We start from the raw sequence: 21,178 nt of genomic DNA, 5'->3' as shown, positions 1-21,178 counted from the left end.
CGGGCCATGAGCGCCGACCGTGGGGCATGCGAGGCGTTACGACAACACTGGCGTGGCGCCCTGCGCTCACCGCGGAGTGTTGTCCGCGCGCTCGGCTCCGTCGAGCAACCCCCGGACGGCGTCGTTGAACCCCGCCGTGTCAGGCAAGCCGAAGGCCACACGCTGGAGCAAGAATCCGTGCAGCAGACCGATCAATACCCGTGCGCCGCTCTCCGGCTCCACGGTTTGGACAGCGCCTGCCGCCTGTCCGCGGCGCAGGGCGTCTGCGATGCTGCGACGGACCCTTTCCAAGCCCTCCAAGGCGCAGGCGTGCAGGCCGTCGTTGCGCAGCAGTTCCGACCAGGCCTGCACAACGCACTGCAGCAGTTACTCGACCGGCACCACCTGCCCTGCGGCATCCGTGACGGTCTCGACACTCAGTGCCTGAAGGGAGGCGGCGACCAGGTCGCCCAGGGAAGGGGCGTCAGCGACCACGGCCACCCGATCCATCGGCTCGAAGGTCAGCCGGAAGGCGTCCGCGGCGATGGCCAGGATGATCTCTCCTCTTGCTGTGAAGTAGCGGTACGGGGCACCCGCGGAAACACCGGCTGCGGCGGCGATGTCCGGCATCGAGGTCTGATGGAAGCCGCCCCGCGCGAAACAGCGGCGCGCCGCCGCCACGATCTCCGCACGCTTGGCTTTCTTGTCTCTGGGATACCACTCGAAGGCCTCGTCACGCCACAGACCGTTGAGGTGGTCACGGATGGCCATGGCGGGGGTGCCACTGGGGTTGCTCGCCTGGGCGACCCGCACACCCGCCATCTCCGAAGCCGTGATCCACATTGCCTCGATCGACAATCTCGCCAAGTGCAGAACGGACGAGACCACATCCACCTGGCAGGGAACCTACTACTGAACTTGAACTCGTGATGTCGGTCGGATCGTGGTGTCGTGAAGATCGGAAACCGCTGGGCGGCGCTGGCCGTCCAGGATCAAGAGCGTGGATGCAGCCAGTGACGCGCGGCGGCCAGTGTCACCTGGATGTCGTCGCTCCATGAACAGACTTCTAGCCACGACAAGTAGCCGCCCTGCGTGAAGGCCAGGACCTCGCCGGGGCACTCACCGGCCTCAGTGACGAGCTGCGCTTCGGCCGCCACGACAGTGCCGGAGCCGGTGGGCGCGGGCTCGACCTCGCTGGTGTCGAGTTCGAAGTAGGCGGTACCGCACCCGCATGTGCAGCGAGCTCGCACGCTGAGGTGCGGAACCTGCCGTCGGAGCGCGGCATGAACCGGATTGTCCGCGTTCAGGACTGCCGCAAGCACGTCGGCTACGTCGGCGGGCAGGCTCTGATCAGCGCGTCGATCAGCTGCCGGGCGCGGGTCTGTTCCCGCAGGAGGGTCTCGACCAGGGGGCCGGTGCCCGCTCTACTCATCAGGTTGTGGCCCGTGGCCTCGTCGACGTACTCCTCGGCGGACCGGGTATCGGCTGTCAGGTGAATGCGGTCGTCGGCGGTCAGCACACGGTGGACCGAGGTGTAGTTAATGCCCAGGCTGGCTAGTTGCTCGCCGCCCGCGTACCGGGTGTCCCGGCCGGTGGTGTTCTCCCCCACCAGGTGCGGGTACCGGAGCGCGACCTCGTGGGTGGCCAGGATCGCGAGCAGTACATGTTCAGTGCCCACCACCCGGTCGCCGAGACGGCGGGCCTGCTCGTAGGTCTCCAATCCAACCCAGCCGGCAGGCAAAGCCGCCCAGTTGACCCCACTGAGCTTGGTCAGCCACCGCATCCACAAGGGCATCCGGCGATAGTGGCTACGGCCGAGGAGTAGGTCGCGAGTGGCGTACAGCAGAGGGTCGAGACCGTCCTCCCGGCTCCCGGAGCCGCCGTCGAGGCGTGCGAGTACGGCCTGGGGCGAGATGCCGCACGCGCCCAGCAGCTCCACAGCCCGGTTGTCCTCCGCCAGCAGCCCCCTCAGCAGATGCCTGGCGCCGAACTTCCCCGCGTCCTCCCGCCGAGCGTGCTCCATGGCCGCGGTCAGCGCTCTGGCCGCGGCGCCGGTGAAAGTGGTGCGCCGGTCGCCGTCGTCCCCCAGGACGTCCTCCGAGGCAACGCTGGCCTCCGCGTCGTCGTCGGCACTCCACGCGCCGTTCTTCTCCGTCCTGTCCCGCAGCACCGCCAGCAGCGCGGTCGTGGTCGCCCCTTCAGCCACGAGCGCTTCGCGTGCCAGCCCCTTGGACGTGGTGATGCCGGCCAGGAGATGCTCGGTCCCCATGGCTCCCCCGGCGTCCGCCCGCGCGCCCCGAGCAGCCCCCAGGACCCTCACGATGTTCCAGTCGGGGGACTTAGTCGCTTCCATACGGCACTTCCTCTTCTCGCCGTTCCTGCCCAGCAGCCTCTCCGACCAGAGTGGGTGGGCGCGTCGCCCCGGAGGGGGATCCACTGCTGCACCTTTGGATATAGCTCCGGATACTCGGGCCGCGAGGACCCTATTTCCTGGCGCGGGACACCGAGTTCAGCCGAGCTGCGGTTTCGACCGCACCAGGCCTGTGTCGTACGCGAAGATCGTCGCTTGTGACCGGTCGCAATCAGGGAGAGGACCTCTCGTTCACGGGGAGTGAGGGCGTCGAGGGGCGCGGCGCGAGGGGAGGGAGCGGTGGCGGCGAACGTGTCGATGAGGCGGCGGGTGATCACGGGGGCCAGCATGGCCTCGCCGGCGACCACCACCCTCAGCGCTGCCAGGAGTTCGGCCGGTTCGGCGTCCTTGAGGAGGAATCCGGAAGCACCGGCTCGCAGGGCCTCGTAGACGTACGAGTCGAGGTCGAAGGTGGTCGGGACGAGCACCTTGGGTACGTGGCCTGACCCCGGTCCGGTGAGCAGGCCCGTCGCCGTCAGGCCGTCCATGTCGGGCATGCGGATGTCCATCAGGACCACGTCCGGGGTCAGCCGGCCGGCCAGCGTGACCGCTTCGGCGCCGTCACCCGCCTCACCAACCACCACGAAGTCGGGGTCCGCGTCAACGATGGCCGCGAACCCGGCGCGGACCACGGCCTGGTCATCGACGACCAGGACCCGAGCGGGAGTGGAGGGCGAGGTCATGGGACATCACTTTATCGATCCCTCGGCAGGGATCGTGAGCGGAGGATCGGCCGGGGTGCCGTCGCGTAGACTGCCCAGGAGTTCGCGCATCGCCGCCAGTGCCTCACGGGCCGCCGGGGGCACGTCGTCGAGGCGGCCCGCCTCAGCGGCGGTGACCACTTCGGCGGTCCGGTCGAGTACGGCGGCACGCAGTCCGGCGGCGATCCGCTGCCGTTCCCGGTGCGCCGCGGTGAGCGCCTCGTGGACAACCGCACCCAGTTCACCGTCGTCGCGGCGGACGATCCGCCCGCGCCGGAACCGTATGAGAAAGCCTGTCAGCCATGCGCAGCCAAACAGCGGCAGCAGCAGGACCGTGAGGGCGAAGACACTGATCCCCACGCCGAGGGCTCCAGCCGGCTGTCCGTGGATCGTGCCGTCGCGCCCCGCCGTCATCGACACCGCTGCCGCCAGCACCGGCGCGGCCAACGGCACCGATGCCCAAGTCGCCCACGGGTCACGGCCGTAGGCGGCCACCGCGTACACCCCGCCCACCAGGGCGCAGGCGCCCGCGGTCAGGGCCAGCCGGGGATCCGCGGAGGAGCCGGGCGCCAACGGCCACAGCCATGCCGCCACAAGCAAAGCAGTCAGCACCGGCCAGGGCGTCACCCGCCGCCACAGCAACGGCAGCAGTTGCACGACCGACAGCGCGCTCAGCAGGGCCAGATCGTGCACGTGCCGGGCCTCGGTGAACAGCAGCACCAAGGGGAGGATTCCGGCGGCCGGCAGCAGGGCGTGCGAGGCGAGGCGCCAGTCCAGCGCCGCCCGTCCAGCCCGGGGACGTGCAGTCCGTCCCGGGTGGACCGGCAATTCCGCCCGTACCGACCAGCCGACAGACGTACCCGCTCCCGGCCCGGCTGTCACTGTGCCGCCGATCGCGCCGCAGCGCGTTCCCGCATACCAGTCATGCCTCGCCCCGACCCGAGGCCGCGGCGGCCGACGTTGGCCTCCCCGTCCGTACGGAACCCTCCGTCGTCGTCGACGGTGAGGGCGAGCCATCCGTCGCCCAGTTCCCGCAGACCGACGCGTACGACCGCCCCTGGGGCGTAGCGCAGCGTATTGGTGAGGGCCTCCCTGGCGATGCCGAACACCGCATCCGTCACCTGGGCGCCGACTGCCGAGCCACCCTCAACGCCCGTGATCTCCACCCGCTGCCCGAGGCGGACAAAACCGCCGACGAGTTCTTCGATCCGGGTGCCCAGCGGGACGTCGTCGCTCTTTTCGGCGGTCCACAGGGAGGTGACCAGGCGCTGCACGGTGGCCAGAGTCTCGCGGCCCGTGCGGGCAGCGAAGTCGAGCGCCTCGGCGGCCAGTTTGGCACGGCTGGCGGCGAGATGCCGGGCGGCCTCGGCGGTGACGATCACGGAAGTGAGGTGGTGGGCGCTGACGTCGTGCAATTCCCGTGCCAGCCTCCGTCGTTCATTCACCCCCGCCTTCTGCGCCTCGGCCCGGACCCCGGCTAGGTGGGCAGCGGCCCGGGCGCGTGCAGCCGTCTGGTGGGCCCGGCCCCGGCCGATGCCGACGACACCAAGGTGCAGCGCGACAGTGACGGCCAGACCAACACCGACGGAAACACTCACACCGTCCACGGCGAAGTCGACCAGCGCCTGACAGCAGACGAGCGTACCGACGGACCGCAGCGTCACCGGCAGGGTAGTGCGGGCGGCGACGGAGTACACGGCCACCATGTCGCCCACGAAGACGAACGCCTGGACCGCGTCCGAAGCCGCCGCGGCCACAGCCACTCCGTGGCAGACGGCCACCCCGACCAACGCCACCAGCGGCACCCGCCGCCCAGCCCCAGCGCGACGATCACTCCGCCCGCCACGCCCAGGGTGACCCCAAGCCCCTCCCGAAAGCCGCCGTATCCGCCGTCCAGCACCTCCGGCCCCGGCCACATCAAGAGAAGGGCCGCAACGACCAGCGGCAGCAGCCAATTCCGCAAAGATCCCATGAGGGCATGAGCCTACGACGCGCTCGCTGGCCGGTACGTACTGCTCCGGGGGACCGACCCTGTCCCCGGCCACCTCCACTCGGCGACGGCGACCTGTGGATGCTGGAAGACCGCCCGCCCCGATCTGGCCGATCGTCGCGCTCCTCGGTCTGACAATGGAACACCGGTCCGAGGGTATTCACGCTGTGCGCCGGACGCCAGACGGGAAATGACGATCTTCGCCATGGTGGCGCTACTGAACGCACATACGGCCGTACCCAAGGCATGCATGCCTCCCTCTCCGGAGGCAATCCCCGCGCAACCGCCCATGCCGACAGCGGCAACTGACAATGGGTCATCACAGCACCACGTAAGGCGATCAAGGAACGTGTGAACAGGCCAGGCGGCGTGCGCTGGTCTGTCAGTTCCTCTTCAGGACGCGCTCGGTGAGTGCGCCAACGGCGGTGATGAGTTCTGGGGTGAGCGCCGTTGTCAATGCGTTCGTGGTGGTGCAGTCGTCTCCGATGACGAGTCCTGTCTGGTCGGAGAGCGATGGGTCAATGGCCGCGAACACGACTGGACGCGCGCCGTCGGCTGCGGGACGCTGCACTCCTTGGCGGATCTGCTCCCAGTGCGGACGCAACGCAGGCGGCAGGATCTGGGGAGTCATCTCCGCGGCGTTCGGAGTCGCGGATGGCCCTGGGTCGGCCGCGAACACCGACACGCCGCTGTCGCGCAGTCGCTCCGCCAGGTCCTGGTTGTATGCCAGGTGCGCGAGCTTGGCCCGGCCGGACGCGGCCATGCCGTAATACTCGTCGTGCTCGATCTCTTTGTAAACGGGCGTTCCCGACATCAAGGCCACGCTGATGGATGACGACGTGACGTCGACGACCCGGCTCGGTCTGCCCGTCCGCAACGCGTCGAGCAGGGCCTCGGTCAACACGGTCGGGGCGAGGTGGTTCAGTGCGAAGCTCGCTTCGATTCCGTCGGCGGTCTCCCACCGCGTCGACCACATGCCGCCGACATTGTTCACCAACACCTGCAGCGGGCCCTCCTCGGCCAACCGCGCTCCAAGTGCGCGAACTTCGGCCAGTACGGAAAGGTCTGCCTGGATGAAGCGGGCGTCCCCGATCCGCCGCACGGCCTGCTCGCCGTGCTCCTCGTCCCGGCCCACGACGGTGATCGCGTATCCGCGCTGAGCCAGTTCGATCGCCACTTCCACGCCGATTCCGCGTGTTCCACCGGTGATGACTGCCTTCGGTGTCATGTGTTTCCTTCGTTCCTTATGGACTCGGCCGTTCCAACTCTCCTCATGCAATCCGAGCGAGACTGAGAGATCCAAAGCCGGCAAGGCATCGAGGTATGCCTCACCGGCATAGCCGCAGGAGTGGCAAGCTGGTTGAGTGCGGTTCGACATCGATCTCAAGCATCTGCGCTACTTACTCGCGGTGGCCGACGAGGGTACGTTCACGAAGGCGGCCGAACATCTGGGCATGACGCAGCCCGCGCTGTCGCGGGCGATCCGGTCCCTGGAGGACGCGGTCGGGACGGCATTGTTCATCCGGGCCCCGCATGGGGCCGAACTGACCGAGGCCGGCCGGATGCTCAGCCAGGAGGCTCGCAGCCTGGTCGAATCAGCCGATGCCGCACTGACCCGGGTAGCCAGGTTCGGACGGGAGGGACCGCAGCTTCGAGTGACCGCACGCGGATGCGACATCGACGTCCTGCAACAGCTCGTGACCTCCTACAATGAGCGGCTTCCGGGTGAGCTCCCCGCGCGAGGGGGCATGGTTGACTGGCGGGTCCAGGCTGATCAGGTGCGCGCTGGTGAGGCGGACGTCACGCTGCTGCGCGCTCCCTTCGACTCTCGCGACCTGGACAGCGATCTGATCCGGACCGACCCTCGCGTCGCCGTGCTCCCAGACACTCATCCGCTTGCCGGGCGTGAGGCGATCCATCGCAGTGAACTTGCGGGCGAATCATTTCCGGTCTGGTCACATCTCACGCCGGCTGAAATGAAGTACTGGCTTGGCACGGACCTCACCGACTACGACTGGCAGCCTGGCCCGCTGGTGCATGACACTGCTCAGTTCATCGGCAGCATCAGGTTGGGTCAGGGCGTCGGATTCCTTCCGGCTGCCCACGTGCCTGAGCACCTGCCGGCTGGGATCACCGTCATACCGGTCGTCGGGCTGTCGCCCAGCCAGTTGCGGATCACCTGGGCGACGTCCGCGATCTCTCCCAATGTGGCGAGGTTCGTGCGCCACGCTACGGAACACACCACGGCGGTCGTGACGGCCTGACACTCGTCAACGTGCGTGCGAACAACGTACCTTCGCCTGCAAGTCCCTCGTGGCAACGGAGTGCCGGCCATCGCGCTACCCGAGCTTGTCGACCCCGGTCATCGGCAGGTCGAGTCGGGCGGCGGGTGGTGCCATGGATGATGGCCGCGGGTTCGGGCTCAATTGGTCATCGCGACACTCTGATCTGATCGTCGTTCATAGCGGGCCGATGGCGCTTCGGGCTGTGCACGCGGGGAAGTGGTCTTCGCGTACCTGCCGGATCTCGGTTGCGGGCAGGCGCCCGTCCCTGACCGTGCTCCGCGGCTGGCTCCAGCAGTGGGAAGAGACCGGGCAGCCCCACCTCCCGCCACGTACACTCAACTGGCCGTACGGGTTGACGTGGGTCCAGAACAGCGGTGACAGCGCCTTGCGGTCCGCGTCGGTGAGCTCGTCCGCCCTTGACAGCACGTCACGGACCAATCGGGCGAAGCCCGTTGCAATACCCCTGGGGTTTCGAGGAGCTTTCTCGTTCCGGGGCTCCGCCGACAGGCGCGTCAGCGAGCCGACGCGCGTACCGGCCGCGCACACGCCACGACACCACCCCGCATTGGGGCACCTCGCCGTCGGCGCCGCGGCGTGAGCGCGCAATATGGCCGTTCCAGCCGCACGCTCGATCGCCTCGACCACCACACTGGATACCTGGACCGCCATACGCGGTAGATGCCCAGATCAGGCAGGTGACGTCACAAGATCTCTGGCAGAGCCTAACGGTGGTTTGTTAGGACCGGGCAGTAGTAGGACTCCGTTAGGGCTGTCTCGGTCTTGGGGTCCTGCTGGGCAGGGGTTGGTGGCAGGTGGTGCAGGTGCCGGTCCAGCACTTCAGGGTGTTCTGGAGGGTGTCGAGGACCTGGTAGAGGGTGGTGAGACCGGTGCGGGGACTTTTGGGGACAGGCGTTGTTCGGTGAGGAAGGCACGGGCGGCGGTGACGAGGGTGACGTGGTGGTGCCAGCCGGGCCAGGAACGGCCTTCGAAGTGGTCCAGGCCCAGGCCGTGTTTGAGTTCGCGGTAGTCGTGCTCGATGCGCCAGCGGACCTTGGCCAGCCGGACCAGGTCGGCGATCGGGGTGCTGGCCGGCAGGTTGGACAGCCAGTAATCGGTGGGAGCCTCGGCGTCTTCGGGCCATTCGACCAGCAGCCAGCAGTCCGGCAGGCTCGAGTCCCTTGGCGAGGGCTGCCACTGAGGGTGCTCGGTGGCGGTAGCGGGGCTGGGGCCAGCAGCCGATGAGCCCGTTGCGGGCCGGCGCCTCAGGCTCTGCGTCGAACGGATGGGCCGTCACATCGGCCCGGATGGCGAGCATGTAGGCGAGTTGACGGTCATGCAGTGCGGCCCGCAGGTGGGCGTTGGTGCCGTACGCGGCGTCGGCCACCACGACCGGCGGCGTCATCCCCCAGTCTGCGAGGGTGTCGAGCATGTCCAACGCCAGACGCCACTTCTCCCGATGCGTGATCTCGGGCGGAATGAGGGTCTTGGCCCGGTGGTCGGTGTCCAAGGCCCATTCCTCGGGCAGGAACAACCGCCATTGCAGCGGGCACGAGGCGGTGTCACTCGCCGCGTGAACACTGACGGCGACCTGGCAGTTGGCGCGTTTGGGCAGTACTGCGGAGCCACTGCGACCGACATCTGGCCGTCCTTGGGCACCGACACGTCGTCGATCACCCAGGCCGCCGGGAGGCCATCGCCTGGATGGACTTGCGGCGGCCGTCCAGCATCAGCCCCCGCAGATAGCAGTCGCCCTTGGCCCGCTGGTCCTTGCGCGACACCGAGGCGAACACATCCGCCACGTATAACGCCAACGTCGCCCGGACACGGTTCACTTCATGTGCGTCCACACACCCAACATGCTCCTGATCACGACTATCCGGAAGACCTGACGGAGTCCTAGTAGGCCGACGTTGGCCCGTCGGCTGGGAAGGTACGCCCATGCTCACGGTAGTCACCGAGGACGGCTCGACGCGAGGCGGGTCCCTGATCGACGAGATCGTCCGGGAGGGCGCCAGGCGGATGCTGGCCGCCGCACTGGAGGCCGAAGTTGACGCCTACATAGCCGAGTTGGCCGACGAGAAGGACGAGCGCGGGCGGCGGCTCGTGGTCCGCAACGGACACCACCAGCCCCGGAACGTGACCACCGCGGCCGGGACGGTCGAGGTCAAAGCTCCACGCGTGAACGACAAGCGCATCGACGAGGAGACGGGCGAGCGCAAGCGGTTCTCCTCGGCGATCCTGCCGCCCTGGGCAAGGAAGTCCCTGAAGATCAGCGAGGTGTTGCCGCTGCTCTACCTGCACGGCCTGTCCAGCGGCGACTTCGTGCCAGCGCTCGAGCAGTTCCTGGGCTCCTCCGCCGGCCTTTCCCCGCCCACCGTGACCCGGCTGACCACCCAGTGGCAGGCCGACCACAAGGCGTTCGGCGAGCGCGACGTGTCCGCCACGGACTACGTCTACGTCTGGGCCGACGGCATCCACCTGCGCATACGCCTGGAGGAGGCCAAGGACGCCGTCCTGGTTGTGATGGGCGTGCGCGCGGACGGCACCAAGGAACTTACGTGCAGGACGTGTCGCCACGCGGCAGTTCATTCGAGACAAAGAAGGCGTCCAAGGCGCCTATAGCGCAGGCATTCGGCTCAGGGTGAACCAGCACTCCGTGGCCCCCTGCGTCGACGTCGACCAAGACTGCATCGCCACCCATTGCCTGGCGCATGCCGCGAGCGGTACTAAGCGGAGTGGCCGGGTCGCGTCGATTCTGCAGAATCAGTACATTGCGCTTTCCAATGGGTTTGACCTTCGGCTCGGGGCCGGTTGGTTGCGAGGCCCAGGCCGAACAGGGCGTGATGTTGGCCGGAGCACCCGCCGTGAGTGGGAACTTCGCCCGGTCGACAGCGGTGTTGTGGGCATAAGTCCTGATGTTGCGTGGCCAGGCCTTGTCCCCACAGCTGATCGCCCAGCCCGCTGAATAGAGATTGTCTTGCGGAACTCCCGCCATCGTGCCGTTGGCGACGAAGTCGTTGGTCAGTTCCGTGAGGAAGGTACGGTCGGCGTCGCTGGGATTTCCTGCTGCGACGCCGGCTGCGGCCTGCCACAGCCGGGCCAGCATGGGCACCGGCGACTCTTTCGTCGCGATCATGCTCGCGTCGTTGTACGAGAGCTGCCAGGTGAAGAACCGTATGAGATTGCCGTTGATCGGGGCTTTGGTGCCCGGCAGCGAGACGGGACGACGATCGAGGTCGGCCGCCAGGGCAAGGTAGTTTCGCCGCACGTCACGGGGCGTGCTGCCGAGACCGACTGTGTCCTTGTGGGCGACCGCGAATCGGGCAAGATCGGGCCAGCGGTCCTCCATGGCTTCACTGAATGTGCGGAAGTCGTCGTAGCCGCGCTTGTTGGGGTCGACCGAACTGTCGAGCACCACTCGGTCGACATTCTCGGGAAACAGCGCTCGGTAGATCGAACCCAGGTAGGTGCCCCAGGAAATGCCGTAGTAGGAAACGGAGCGCTCTTCGAGCGCGCTGCGGATCCGGTCCATGTCCCTGGCGACGTTCGCAGTGGTCAAGTGCGGCAACAGGTCAGCTGAGTTGGCTGCGCACTGGTGGGCCATCCGCTTGGCGTATGCCACGTTGGCGTTGATCGAACCGTCCGCGCCTGGGAAGGACAGTACCTCCAGCTGCTCATCGCGGACGAGTTCATCGGCGTCCCGGCCGCAGTTCATCGCAGTGCTGTGTCCGATGCCGCGAGGGTCGAAAGCGACCAGGTCGTAGCTGTCTCGCACCGCCTTAGGCAGGAGACTGCCCATCGCGGTAGGAACGTCCAGGCTGGAGCTTGGGCCCCCGCCGTTGAGCATCAGGACGCCCTTGCGCTTCTTCGGGTCGGCTGCGGAGATCCGGGACACTTCGATCGCGATCGCTTGTCCCTCCGGATCCTTGTAGTCCAGCGGCACCTTGAGCCTGGCGCATTGCTGCGGGGCCGGGGCGTCCGTGGGGCACGCGCCCCACTTAAGTGTGGATGGATGGGTCGCTGTGGCCTCGGCCGACTGGATCATGATGGTCACAGCGCCGACACCGAGCGCGGCGGCGGCAACCAAGGCAGGCAGCGTGCGCACACGGTGGCCTCGGTGCCGACCGTTGCGAGGGGAATTGTTTGAAGACACAGGTCGACCATAAAAATCATGGTCAGGACAAGCTAACCCCCTGGCTACCGGGATGTGGGACAGGCAGCGGTATGGACAACAAAGCATCGTTGGTGTATTCGCCAGACCTGACCTGTTTGGGCCGCACCTCAACAATCTGCTGGACCAATGGCGAGGCTCCTCAGCTTGATCATTAACCTCGCTGCTGTTTCAGGCGGACGTGTTCGGTGAGGGTTTCGTTTCACGGTCTTCCCTGGCTCGTGACGCGGGGCTGGCCTGCGGTTCTTCGAGCCGGGTGGGCGTCGAGGGCCGGACATGGAGGGTTGCGGCACGTCGGCGGGACGGGCCAGAGACTGTCGCACGGCTCCTGCCCGGTGAAGGTCAAGAGCGATTCGTTGTTCGGTTCTGAGGATCAGGGAGGTGTCGGATTCTTGGCTGGTGGGGCGGAACTTCTTGTCGTGCGACCGTGAACGTGATCTTGAGATGCCGCGGGATGTCCGGGGGTGGCTGCCGCCCGCACTCGCTGTTCGTGCAGGTGTTGTCGCTGTGCGGCCGACGTGGCCTGGTCGATCTTTCGGCGGTGGCCGTGGACGGCTCACCGATGGAGGCGAACGCCTCACGCGACGCCAACCTGCGGCTCCAGCGCCTGGAGGAAACCATCTACCTGTGCGAGAAAGAGATCCACGCGTTGATGGAGGAGGTAGTCGGCCACGCGCTGAGCGTCGAGGCCGATGGTTCTGCAGCACAGGGCGATGGCGAGGACGCGTGTGACAACTGGCCTCGCCTGTCCCGGCTGTGCGACCGGCTCATCCGGGACCACTTGGCCTGGGACCGACTGCATGAACGGGCTATTCCTTTACCCACCGAGATCCGGATCAAGGTCGAAGCCGCCGAGCTGATGGTGGCCCGCGCGGAGAAGCGCCTGGCCGCCGAGACCGAGGCTCACCAGGAGAAGCTGAAGAGGTACGAGCTCCGCGTCCGAGAGGACCGGGCGGCAGGACGTCGTGGAGCGAACGGACGGCCGCCGGTCACGATGGCCCACAAGACCATCCTCGTTCGCCAGCGAACGCGACTGGTGAAGATGCGGGCCTGGCTGGAGCGGGCCCGCGCACTCCGCCCGGCCCCCTCCCCGCAGTCCCGTGCCTGCCTGAGATCCCGATTCCCGGCTGATTCCCGGCAAACGCGGCGGCTACCTGCAGGGATACAACATCCAGATCGTGTGCGCCCGCCGTCAATTCCTGCTGGCCATCGAAGCACACGACAATCCCTCGGACAGGACAGCCCTTGTTCCGATGGTGCACAAGACCCAGCACAATCACCAGGCCGCACGGCTCCCCGGCGACATCCAACTCTGGCTCGCCGACAGCGGGTACGCCTCCGCCGCGTCCCTTGACGCCCTCGCCGACCTCCCCCTACTGGTCCCCTACTGGTCTCGGTCACCAGCGATGCCGACCAGGCAGGCTTTCCCGCGAAACGTCAGCAGGCCCCGGCCGGCCAGCAGGACATGGCGGCCCGCCTCGCCACCCCAACAGGACGAGCCCAGTGCCGTCAACGCAGTGCCCTGGTCGAGCCGGGATTCGCCCAGATCTTCCAACGCTTCGGACGACGCCTCAACTACCGCGGCCGCCAGGCGGTGGACGCCGAGATCAAGCTCCTCGGCACGGTGCACAACCTCAACAAGCTCATCAATCACACGCCCAAGAGGCACTCTTGACCTTCACCGGTCAGGAGCCGTGCGACAGCCTCGCCATCTTCACGCGGATGTACGGAACCCCCGGCGGACCCGGGCGGGGTGAGCCGGCGCGACTCGGTGGGCCGCTACCAGGGCGGCCGAGGTCCTCGGCGAGGGGGCGGGCGAGACGGAGTTGGGTGGGCGGCGATGATCAGCCAGGTCGACAGGTCGACAGGTCGGCGGTGTGCGGGTCGCGGCCCTTGGGGACGGTCCAGCACAGGGTCTGCTTGAACAGCCGGAAGGTATGTTCCAGATCGAATCTGCGGAGGAACGCCTGCCAGCGCAGGTCGACGTCTGCACCGGTCATCCCGGTGCGCGAGGACCAGAGCCACACCGGGCTCGGGGCGCGTCACCGGGCAGGTGCTCGACCTTCATCCGGATCAACGTACCGTTCCGTACCGCTTGGCCCACTCCGGCTCGATCAGCGGCGCCAGCCAGGCGGGGGCGGCCTCGGCCAGCTCCTCCAGCGCCGCCCGCAGCGTCTCCCCGACCAGGTCTAGGCGGCTGAGGGTGCGAACCGCGGTCAGCACATGAGTGGCGTCGGTACGCTACCCGCCCTCGGCCTTGAGCCGGCTGGCCTCCACCAGGCGCTCCAGCACCAGCTGCAACAACTGGTCGGCGGACGCCGTCCTGTTCGGCCAACCGGGCCCTGAACTCGCACAGCACCGAGTGGTCGAACCCCGGATCCTCCAGCTCAAGGCCGAGGGCATACTGCCAGTCGATCCTGGTACGGACCGCATCTGCCGCCGCACGGTCGAAGAGATTCTCCGCGAACTGCAGCTCCGACACCAGCGCCGATTGTCGGGGGGACAGCCCCGGCCTGCCATCAGGGGGATACAGCCCAACGAACTCCTCGTCCTCGAACAGGACATCGAGCCGGGCCCGGATGAGCATCGCCGCAGTGCCCTTCGGGTATGCCGCCCGCGCTGTCCGCACCGTCCTCACCGGAATCCGTTGGACACTCCTTGGCCGTAACGACACAGCCCCACACCCCAACATCCGAGGCCACCCCACACTCCTCCAGCGAGCCATCCGACGGCCCCTCCGTCGGCGCCTCGGACAACATCACCAACAGAGTCACTGAGCCTAAACTCCAGTAGTTGCTGCGGCCTTCCGCGCCGGGGATTGCGCTCCCCCTCAGGCTTGGGGCCGGCGCGCCTGCTCAGCGGGTTGGGCGAGGCTCGCCAGCTGTGGATTTTCCTGGTGGGTCACGGTGAGTTTGAATCGGCTGATGCGCCATCCCTTCGGCGTACGGACCGCCTCGGTATCGTAGAAACCCACCACCAGCCAGCGGTCGGGTCCGTCACCGACGAGTTCCACCGGAAGCCAGTGCTCGGCACGCACGTGCGCATGAATCGTCGCACTGTCGCCGTCGATGGTGACGACGTGACCGGTGATCGCGTGGTGGGTCGCAGCGAAGGGCGCCAAGGTTGTGCGGAGGAGCTCGACGCAGTCACGCAGCGAAGCAGTTACCGCCGGCATGCCGGTAACTGCTTCGAAATCCACCGTCAGTGGATCGGTGCAAATGCGACTGGGCAGGTGGGTGAACTCCTTCATGTCCGCAATATCGGCATATCGGCTCAGTAGCTCGGCGAGATCAATACGGTCGTCCATAACGTCCCTTTGCTTGATGGACTTTGTTGCCTGACTAGACGGGGATCGGGGCTTTACCGTTGAACCGGGCGAAGGCGGCCGGGGCAGACCGGTCCGCTCGGTGATGAGGTGGATCTTCGACCTGTACGTGCCCCGGTCGACAGACATCCGATGCAGTTGATCTGTCAAGTCAGGTAGTGGGTCGGCGGTTGCGTCGTGCTGTGGTGATTCGTGTGAGGCCGCGGAGCGGGAAGGTCGATGAAGCGGTTTTCCTCCATGACTTGGTAGCCGGCGCTCGTGTACAGGTTCATTGCCGCCTCGTTGCCGCCCCACACGGTGAACATCAGCGCCGAGTCGCCGGCTGCGAGCGTTGCCTGTTCGCCGGCCGCCATGGCGGCCCGACCGTACCCTTTGCGGCGGTGCTGCTCCTGGATGTACAGCGAGTAGCCGTAGGTGACTCCCGGGAGGTACCCGTGCTTCAACCAGCCAGTGCCGATCTGCTCGCCGGCCGCCTCGAGCACCAGGAACGTGTTGTCGGGCGTCGCCAGGCCCTCGGGAATCAGCTTCGCGAAGTCGCGGTCGGACTTGTGTACGGCCTCCTTGGGGCTCAGGGCTCCCGCCAGGACGATGTCGCCGACGTAGGCGGCCTTCTCGGAGGCGAGCCACTCGGGATATTCGGCTTGTGTCATCGGCCGTGCGATGACGCCATCGAGTGGTTCCGGCGGGGAACTGATCAGCCGCGTCCTGAGCTGGCCGCGGACGCGGTAACCGTCGAACAGTTCGCCGGCGGGCTCGGTGAGCCGTATGTCCAGCCGGTGTGCGCCGCGCTCCGCGCACCATGCCTCTGCCCAGTCTCGGGCGGCCTGCTCGTGCCCCCGGCCGACGTGGAGTGCGTCGACGCGGAGGTCGCCGATACGGCCCGCGAGCGTGCCGTTGTCGTCAACCACGACCACGGCGACGTATCCCACTCGGGTCCCGGCGTCCGTGATCTCGGCGACGGTCCAGTCGCTGATGCTGGCGCGTACGTCCTCGAGCATGTGCTCAGCCGCGGCCGCACCTGGCCCGGCCGCCGTGTACGAGGCGTGTAGCCGCCGCTCGAAGTCCTTCTGCCATTCCGTCTTGTAACCCAGGAGGTTGAATTCTGTCATCTGATCTCACTAGCCACGTTGGAGAGTGCAAAGTTCACTGGACAGACCCCACACAGGCTGGTGTGGCGGAGCATTCGCGAGGGTGCGGGGTCGGGGTGATTGTTGTGGTTGGTTGTCGCAGCAGTTGTTCGATGAGGCGTTCCTTGGCCAGGGTGAGGTGGCGCCGGTAGGTGCCGTAGGGCACCCCCAGTCGCCGGGCGGTGGCCTTGTGGGTGCACAAGGCCGTGATGTAGGTGGCGGAGAGAACCTCGTGCGCCTTGATGCCCGCGGGGTCGATCTGTATCGCGTCGAGGGCGGTGGTGATGGCGCCGCGCAGGTCCGCGACCGGGTCGGGTGAGCCCGACGGCACGAGATGGGAGTGCAGCAGGACGCTGGTCGCGAGTTCGCGTGGGGTCTGCCAGGTGCCCAGCGCTTCGAGCACGCCTTCCTCGAACGCGGCGGGCGGCAGCTGGTCGCCCGGCCCCCTCGTGGCGGCGGTCGTGGGCCATGTCGCTACGGGCGTGACCGCGGTGCGAGCCCGGTGTTGCACCCACTGTTCCACTGTTTGCCGTCGCCAGTCCCGGCCGAAGACGTGCTGTCGCAGGCCGCCGACGTCCACGGCCGCGACCTCCGGCATCCCGGCCTTGGCGAGGTAGCGTCCCCACCGGTCGGCGTCTTCGAAGACGGTGAAGGTCACCGCGCGTTTGTGGGTCCGCATCTCCTCGCCGATGGTGCGCCGGTTGGTGAGTTCCATCAGGGGTGAGGGCCGCTGGTGCCCGCCGGGTTGTACCGCGAAGCGGCGGTTGCCCAGGTGCTCGCCCGGTCCCAGGGGAGCGGCCGCCTCCACGAGGTCCCAGACTGCTGCGATTACCGGGTCTTCGGCGCGGTCCTCGGGCAGTGGTGCGTCCAGCCGCAGGATGGCCATGAATGACGCGGGTGCGGAGGAGCCCGCGTAGCGGTGGACGCGGAAGGCCTCCGGCTGGCGGCGCAGCCAGTGTGCGACCGCGGCTGCCGATGCCGGGCCCTCGGCCTCCTCGGCCATGCGCAGCACGCCGGGCACGTCTTCGGACCGGAGCGGAGTGTCTTCGATGTGGGGGTGCGTCCGGTAGTTATGCAGATTGTCCGGGCCGTCCTGGTCGCGGAAGAGGAACATCCATTCCGCGACTCGTAAGAGCGCGTCGTCGGCGGTGGCGGAGCGCACGGCGTGCAGGCCGGCGAGCGAGATGCGGGCGCGGACGTCGTCGTAGCGCTCGGGGTCCCGCCAGCGCAGGTCGGCCTCGAGGGTCGCCCGCACCGCGTCGTGCGGGTGCAGCCCTTCGGGTGTGGCCTCGAGGTAGGGAAGCTGGCGCAGCCAGGAGAACACCTTGTCGGTTTCCTCGTCACTCAGCACTGCGCGCAGCAGGGGCTCGCGGGTGACGTAGGCCTGCGCGACGACTTCGAGGGCGCGCCGGTGGACGGCGCTGGGCAGGTCGCCCACCAGCCGCTCGACGAGGGTCCTCAGGACGTCGCCGGTCGGCTCCCACGGTGCGCCGGGTGCGGCCGGGACGGAGGCGGCCAGCGAGAGGGCGAGCGGGCTGCCTCCGGCGAAGGCGACGAAGGCGCCGCGCTGCTCTGCGGGGACACCCCGGGCGGCGAGCAGGGCGTGGGACTGGGCGGCGTCGAGCGGCTGCACGGCCAGTGCGGTGAACAACTGCGCCCATCCAGGGTCCAGCGACCATTCGGCGTCGGGGGCGACCCTGCTGGCCACCACCACGATCGCGTGGTCGGCGAGCCGCAGCAGAAAGGTCTCGCGCAGCCATGCCTCGAGTGGCTGACACTGCTCGAAGGTGTCGATGAGCAGCACCGCACCGGGTTCGGCACACGCCGGGGCCGCAGTCTCCTCGATCCGGCGCGGATCGGCGTCGAGGAACCGTCCGTCCACGTGCACCACGCGGCGGCCGGTGAGCTCGGCCTGCTGGGCGGCGTAGCGCACCAGCGAGGACTTGCCGATGCCACCGGGACCGTGCAGGTACGCCACAAACGGCGCTTGCGCCGCGCCCGACAGCATCCGGTCGAGCACCGCCCGCTCCGGCTCCCTGCCCACCAGCGCACCGGCTCGTGCCGCGGCCAACCGGTCCGCCAGGCCCACCGCTTCCAATCCGCGCTCTTTTCTGGTTTTGTCCCGCCTCCACGGTCGGCAGGAGACGAATGGTCAGGGAGAAGCATTTTCGTGGAGATAGCCAGTCCAGTACGCAGGAGAGGCAATCGCCTCTCTTGGCACGCTCAGGGGCATGGCGACCCCAGAACTCGGCGCGGCCCGGCGTCACTGGCGCGATCACACCTCGCCAAGGCTGTCGGCGTGTCCGCAGTTTCGCCGCCGGGCTGCTCATCATGGTCACACCGCTCAGCCCGGTTACATCCGTGACCGGAGCGGGACCGGGCCTGGCCGAGTCCTGGATGAGGTCGAGCTGTCGAAGGCCGCCCAGGCTCGGTGAGCTGCGGCCGACGGCCGGGTTTGTCGGCCCCTGCGGGCTACAGGAACTCACTTCGGTAGGTCGAGGCCAACTCGGCCGCACGGCGGCGGCGTTCCGCGAGCTCGTCCTCCGACAGTTGTGGCGGCGGCGCGTCCTTGCCCGCGACGACATCGCCGATGCGCGTGAAGTACTCGTCCTGGCCGGCGGGGGTGCACATGCACAGCATGCGGGCCGGCGTACCCGAAGCGTTGCGGAAGTTGTGCGGGGCGTTGGCCGGGATGTTGATCGTGGACCCGGCCCCTATGGTGTGCTTCTCGCCGCGGAAGGTGAACTCGATCTCGCCTTCGAGGATGGTGAACATCTCCTCGAAGTCGTGCCGGTGCGGCGGTGGGCCGCCGCCGTCGGGGATGCGCATGTCGATCAGGCAGTATTGGCCGTTGGTCTGCTCGCCGGTGACCAGCATGCCGTATGTGTTGCCCACCAGCGAGATGTACGTCGTGCCGGGGTCGTCGGGGTTCGCGACGGTCAGCGACCGGGACGGATCGTCGTCGGGAATCATCGTGGTCGTCTCCTCAGATGTCGGTCAAGTGGGAGTCGGTCGCCTGGCGCGACGACGACCTTGCCGCTGGGCAGAGCGCCCGCGGTGTCGGCGTGCAAGGCCCATGGTTCAGTTGGGTGCACCCGCGGGCGGTTGGTTGTTGACGGTTGAAGTGCAGCCAAGAGTAGGAACGGCCATGCGTAGTAAGCGTGTACGTGTGCGACACCGGATGGGATTGCGGCGACATCTTCGTCGGCGCGGAAGACACATGAGCAGCAGGGCGCGTTTCCTCGACCCGGGCGACAGGATGGGCACGTTCACCGTCGACGCCGACTCCACCGGCACCGGCCGGGGGACGGGGGAGCCGTTCATCGACACATGGAACACCGCTCGGGGGACCTGTACCCCCTGCCGGAATTCAGCGCTTCCACGATCGACGGCTTCCAGGGAACGATGCGCTGGGTGACCCCGCAGCACACCGCTGCCAACGAGCTCTGGGCTCTTCGCCCTTGGCTGTCTCCGAAGCCGCCGCGCGCTGGCACTTCACCGACAGCAGCCACTTCATCCGCGCATTCAAGAAACACCCGCCCAGTTCGCCCGCCGCGACCAACCTGATGCCTCGGCTTCCCCCGTCCCGGTTGACCGGCGACTGCCGCGGCCAGCCCGGCGTCTCGCCGCGTCCTGTTCCGCTGCGGCCTGCGGGGCTCCGACGCCTGTCGAGTCCTTATGCTCCGCCTTTGCGGCGGCGAGGCGTGGCCGAGCGGGGCGGTGTCGAACGCATATGGTCGCGTACCGGCGCCAGCAGGCCGGCGAGAGCCTTGACGTCGTCGCGCGAAAGCGGCTCGAACAACAGGCCGCTGACCACCTCGACATGCCCCGGCAGCACCTTCGCAAGCAGCGCACGCCCGGCATCGGTGATGGTGACGGTGATGCTCCGCTCGTCGTCCGGCGAGGGAGCGCGGACGACCAGGCCCTCCTTTTCGAGTAGACCTACCTGGTACGTCAGGCCGCTGCGGCTGTAGACGACGCCGTCGGCCAGGTCGGTCATGCGGTGACTGCCCGTCGGCGAGTCCCCGAGGCGGGCCAGCAGCTGGAACTGCACATAGCTGAGATCACCGGTCTCGCGCAGCTGCTGCTCGACCGCATGCCGGAGCAGGCTGGTCACCTCGACGAGGTCGAAGTAGGCGCCGAGTTGCACACGGTCGAGCGACGGTGGTGAATCAGGCATGTCCGGAGTCTACTGCTTCGAATTCGAAGAGTGTGGAGTGCCGCCGTTCCAGCCACCTCGGCGGAGTTGGAACTGCACTTTTCCGTGAGTTCCGGTGCCATCCCGGGCGGGGGACTGGGCGGAGGCGAGGGTCTCACCGGTCCGATGGGGTGGCCTCGTGAGCGCACGGTGTGGGCAGTGTTGGGCCCGAGTGAGCACCGCAGAAGGTGGAGATCGGGCAGTGGCGCGGTGCAGGGTTGCGGAAGGGAGGACGGCGCCGCCCACGGATCCCGAGGACCGGCCATGAGTATCTCCTATCTCGCGCAACGTGAGGACCAGCAGCAGCTCGAGTGGGTCGGCGGGAGTGTCTTGAGCGTCCTGCTCGAGGCCGAGGCGACCGGTGGGCAGCTGACCGTCGGCGGCTTCGACGTCAGCAAGGGCGAGGCTCCGCCGTTCCACGTGCACAACAACGAGGATGTGGTCTTCCTGCTGCTGTCCGGTTTGGCGCTGGTGTGGGCCGGCGAGGAGGAGCACGAGTTGCGGGAGGGTGGCATCCTGCGGCGCATTCCGCACGGCTACCGCATCACCTCCGAGAAAGCAGACCTGCTGCTCATCGCGACCCCCGGGGGGCTGGAGAAGATGTTCCGCCACGCGGGCCGTGACCTTCGTGAGCCACGCCCGGAGGGCTTCGAGATCCCGGCGCAGCTGCTCGCCGAAGCCGCGGAACTGTCCGGCAATGTCGTCCGCGGTCCTCCCCGGTGACGGCACGACAGCCCGGCCGCGGGGAGGAAGTCATGAACACGATGCCGGGATGAACACCGCCGCGTGGCGCCCGGTGTCTCTGGCCGTCCTGTGCGCCGGCGTCGGCTACGGGCGCCCGACCCGCTTGCTCGCGGACTGGGTTGCGGAGGCTGTGTGCCGGTCACTGGCGGCTGGTGGTGCGCGCGCCGAGGTGGAGGTGCTGGAGCTGCACCGGCTGGCGGCCGACCTCGCCCAGCACTCCACCCACGACCGCGTCAGCCTCGACCTGC

18 protein-coding genes and 8 pseudogenes are annotated in these 21,178 nt (G+C 67.9%); 7 read left to right on the top strand and 19 right to left on the bottom strand.

What is annotated here, in order from left to right; all coding sequences use genetic code 11:
- Window positions 1–66: 66 nt before the first annotated feature.
- Entirely contained in the window at window positions 67–351 is a 285-nt protein-coding gene (locus G5C60_RS54110) for a TetR/AcrR family transcriptional regulator C-terminal domain-containing protein (protein ID WP_206439490.1), read from the bottom strand.
- Between the two features lie 15 nt (window positions 352–366).
- The gene (locus tag G5C60_RS53140; protein WP_206439489.1) at window positions 367–750 is read right to left on the bottom strand and encodes a TetR/AcrR family transcriptional regulator; all 384 of its coding nucleotides are present in this window, start codon (window positions 748–750) and stop codon (window positions 367–369) included.
- A gap of 52 nt (window positions 751–802) precedes the next feature.
- Here G5C60_RS53140 and G5C60_RS13810 point away from each other — a divergent pair.
- Window positions 803–895 (top strand): annotated as a pseudogene (locus tag G5C60_RS13810) (IS5/IS1182 family transposase); the annotation flags it as partial.
- A gap of 76 nt (window positions 896–971) precedes the next feature.
- Here the strand turns inward: G5C60_RS13810 and G5C60_RS13805 are convergent.
- The 6 genes from G5C60_RS13805 to G5C60_RS13785 all read right to left on the bottom strand — a co-directional run bounded on the left by G5C60_RS13805 (window position 972) and on the right by G5C60_RS13785 (window position 6,308).
- Window positions 972–1,301 carry a hypothetical protein gene (locus tag G5C60_RS13805; RefSeq protein ID WP_338145811.1) on the bottom strand — a complete coding sequence of 110 codons (330 nt, stop codon included), beginning with the start codon at window positions 1,299–1,301 and terminating at the stop codon, window positions 972–974.
- A gap of 5 nt (window positions 1,302–1,306) precedes the next feature.
- On the bottom strand, window positions 1,307–2,332 hold the full coding sequence (locus G5C60_RS13800) for a Clp protease N-terminal domain-containing protein (protein ID WP_165258624.1): 1,026 nt from the start codon (window positions 2,330–2,332) through the stop codon (window positions 1,307–1,309).
- On the bottom strand, window positions 2,296–3,072 hold the full coding sequence (locus G5C60_RS13795; RefSeq protein ID WP_241266772.1) for a response regulator transcription factor: 777 nt from the start codon (window positions 3,070–3,072) through the stop codon (window positions 2,296–2,298). The genes G5C60_RS13800 and G5C60_RS13795 overlap by 37 nt, the downstream gene beginning before the upstream one ends.
- Window positions 3,073–3,078: 6 nt before the next feature.
- A complete protein-coding gene (locus tag G5C60_RS51945; RefSeq protein WP_241266771.1) occupies window positions 3,079–3,972 on the bottom strand; it encodes a DUF7134 domain-containing protein in 894 nt (297 codons plus the stop codon).
- The gene (locus G5C60_RS51940) at window positions 3,969–4,886 is read right to left on the bottom strand and encodes a sensor histidine kinase (RefSeq protein WP_338145810.1); all 918 of its coding nucleotides are present in this window, start codon (window positions 4,884–4,886) and stop codon (window positions 3,969–3,971) included. Before G5C60_RS51940 ends, G5C60_RS51945 begins: the two co-directional genes overlap by 4 nt.
- Before the next feature lie 576 nt (window positions 4,887–5,462).
- Entirely contained in the window at window positions 5,463–6,308 is an 846-nt protein-coding gene (locus G5C60_RS13785) for an SDR family NAD(P)-dependent oxidoreductase (protein ID WP_165258708.1), read from the bottom strand.
- Window positions 6,309–6,444: 136 nt separating this feature from the next.
- Here G5C60_RS13785 and G5C60_RS13780 point away from each other — a divergent pair, with 136 nt between their 5' ends.
- Window positions 6,445–7,344, top strand: coding sequence for a LysR family transcriptional regulator (locus tag G5C60_RS13780; RefSeq protein WP_206439488.1), 900 nt, complete (start codon window positions 6,445–6,447; stop codon window positions 7,342–7,344).
- Between the two features lie 858 nt (window positions 7,345–8,202).
- On the opposite strand, the pseudogene G5C60_RS54430 reads toward G5C60_RS13780, so the two are convergent.
- Both G5C60_RS54430 and G5C60_RS54100 read right to left on the bottom strand, forming a co-directional pair.
- Window positions 8,203–8,532: pseudogene (locus G5C60_RS54430) on the bottom strand (transposase); the annotation flags it as partial.
- 67 nt (window positions 8,533–8,599) lie between these two features.
- Window positions 8,600–9,305, bottom strand: a pseudogene (locus G5C60_RS54100) (transposase); the annotation flags it as partial.
- On the opposite strand from G5C60_RS54100, the pseudogene G5C60_RS13770 reads away from it, so the two are divergent.
- Window positions 9,304–9,921 (top strand): annotated as a pseudogene (locus G5C60_RS13770) (transposase); the annotation flags it as partial. The pseudogenes G5C60_RS54100 and G5C60_RS13770 sit on opposite strands and share 2 nt — an antisense overlap.
- Here the strand turns inward: G5C60_RS13770 and G5C60_RS13765 are convergent.
- Window positions 9,920–11,212: an alpha/beta hydrolase gene (locus G5C60_RS13765; RefSeq protein ID WP_277611310.1), complete on the bottom strand. Its 1,293-nt coding sequence runs from the start codon at window positions 11,210–11,212 to the stop codon at window positions 9,920–9,922. The pseudogene G5C60_RS13770 and the gene G5C60_RS13765 sit on opposite strands and share 2 nt — an antisense overlap.
- 1,451 nt (window positions 11,213–12,663) lie before the next feature.
- On the opposite strand from G5C60_RS13765, the pseudogene G5C60_RS54095 reads away from it, so the two are divergent.
- A pseudogene (locus G5C60_RS54095) lies at window positions 12,664–12,891 on the top strand (transposase); the annotation flags it as partial.
- A gap of 32 nt (window positions 12,892–12,923) precedes the next feature.
- Window positions 12,924–13,211, top strand: coding sequence for a transposase (locus G5C60_RS13760; protein WP_277611308.1), 288 nt, complete (start codon window positions 12,924–12,926; stop codon window positions 13,209–13,211).
- A 51-nt stretch (window positions 13,212–13,262) separates the two neighbouring features.
- Here the strand turns inward: G5C60_RS13760 and G5C60_RS53655 are convergent.
- The 8 genes and pseudogenes from G5C60_RS53655 to G5C60_RS13720 all read right to left on the bottom strand — a co-directional run.
- Window positions 13,263–13,622 (bottom strand): annotated as a pseudogene (locus G5C60_RS53655) (NF041680 family putative transposase); the annotation flags it as partial.
- Complete coding sequence (locus G5C60_RS51935; RefSeq protein ID WP_241266770.1) at window positions 13,610–13,759, bottom strand: hypothetical protein; 150 nt, start codon at window positions 13,757–13,759, stop codon at window positions 13,610–13,612. The pseudogene G5C60_RS53655 and the gene G5C60_RS51935, both read right to left, overlap by 13 nt.
- Window positions 13,760–13,883: 124 nt before the next feature.
- Window positions 13,884–14,228 (bottom strand): annotated as a pseudogene (locus G5C60_RS54090) (transposase); the annotation flags it as partial.
- 138 nt (window positions 14,229–14,366) lie between these two features.
- Window positions 14,367–14,843, bottom strand: a complete 477-nt coding sequence (locus tag G5C60_RS13745; protein ID WP_165258616.1) for a nuclear transport factor 2 family protein — start codon at window positions 14,841–14,843, stop codon at window positions 14,367–14,369.
- Between the two features lie 164 nt (window positions 14,844–15,007).
- Complete coding sequence (locus G5C60_RS13740; RefSeq protein ID WP_165258614.1) at window positions 15,008–15,970, bottom strand: GNAT family N-acetyltransferase; 963 nt, start codon at window positions 15,968–15,970, stop codon at window positions 15,008–15,010.
- Window positions 15,971–16,004: 34 nt separating this feature from the next.
- Window positions 16,005–18,077 carry an AAA family ATPase gene (locus tag G5C60_RS13735; RefSeq protein ID WP_338145815.1) on the bottom strand — a complete coding sequence of 691 codons (2,073 nt, stop codon included), beginning with the start codon at window positions 18,075–18,077 and terminating at the stop codon, window positions 16,005–16,007.
- A 383-nt stretch (window positions 18,078–18,460) separates the two neighbouring features.
- The gene (locus G5C60_RS13730) at window positions 18,461–18,961 is read right to left on the bottom strand and encodes a cupin domain-containing protein (protein WP_165258612.1); all 501 of its coding nucleotides are present in this window, start codon (window positions 18,959–18,961) and stop codon (window positions 18,461–18,463) included.
- Between the two features lie 703 nt (window positions 18,962–19,664).
- Window positions 19,665–20,168, bottom strand: coding sequence for a MarR family winged helix-turn-helix transcriptional regulator (locus G5C60_RS13720; protein ID WP_165258610.1), 504 nt, complete (start codon window positions 20,166–20,168; stop codon window positions 19,665–19,667).
- 282 nt (window positions 20,169–20,450) lie between these two features.
- Between G5C60_RS13720 and G5C60_RS13715 the strand changes: the two genes are divergently transcribed.
- Window positions 20,451–20,909 carry a cupin domain-containing protein gene (locus G5C60_RS13715; protein WP_165258608.1) on the top strand — a complete coding sequence of 153 codons (459 nt, stop codon included), beginning with the start codon at window positions 20,451–20,453 and terminating at the stop codon, window positions 20,907–20,909.
- Window positions 20,910–20,958: 49 nt separating this feature from the next.
- A pseudogene (locus tag G5C60_RS13710) lies at window positions 20,959–21,178 on the top strand (oxidoreductase); the annotation flags it as partial.

This window comes from Streptomyces scabichelini, from assembly GCF_011045015.1.
GTDB lineage: Bacteria > Actinomycetota > Actinomycetes > Streptomycetales > Streptomycetaceae > Streptomyces > Streptomyces scabichelini.
Note: the sequence above shows the minus strand (reverse complement) of the source record. Positions and strands in the feature narration are given on the sequence as shown.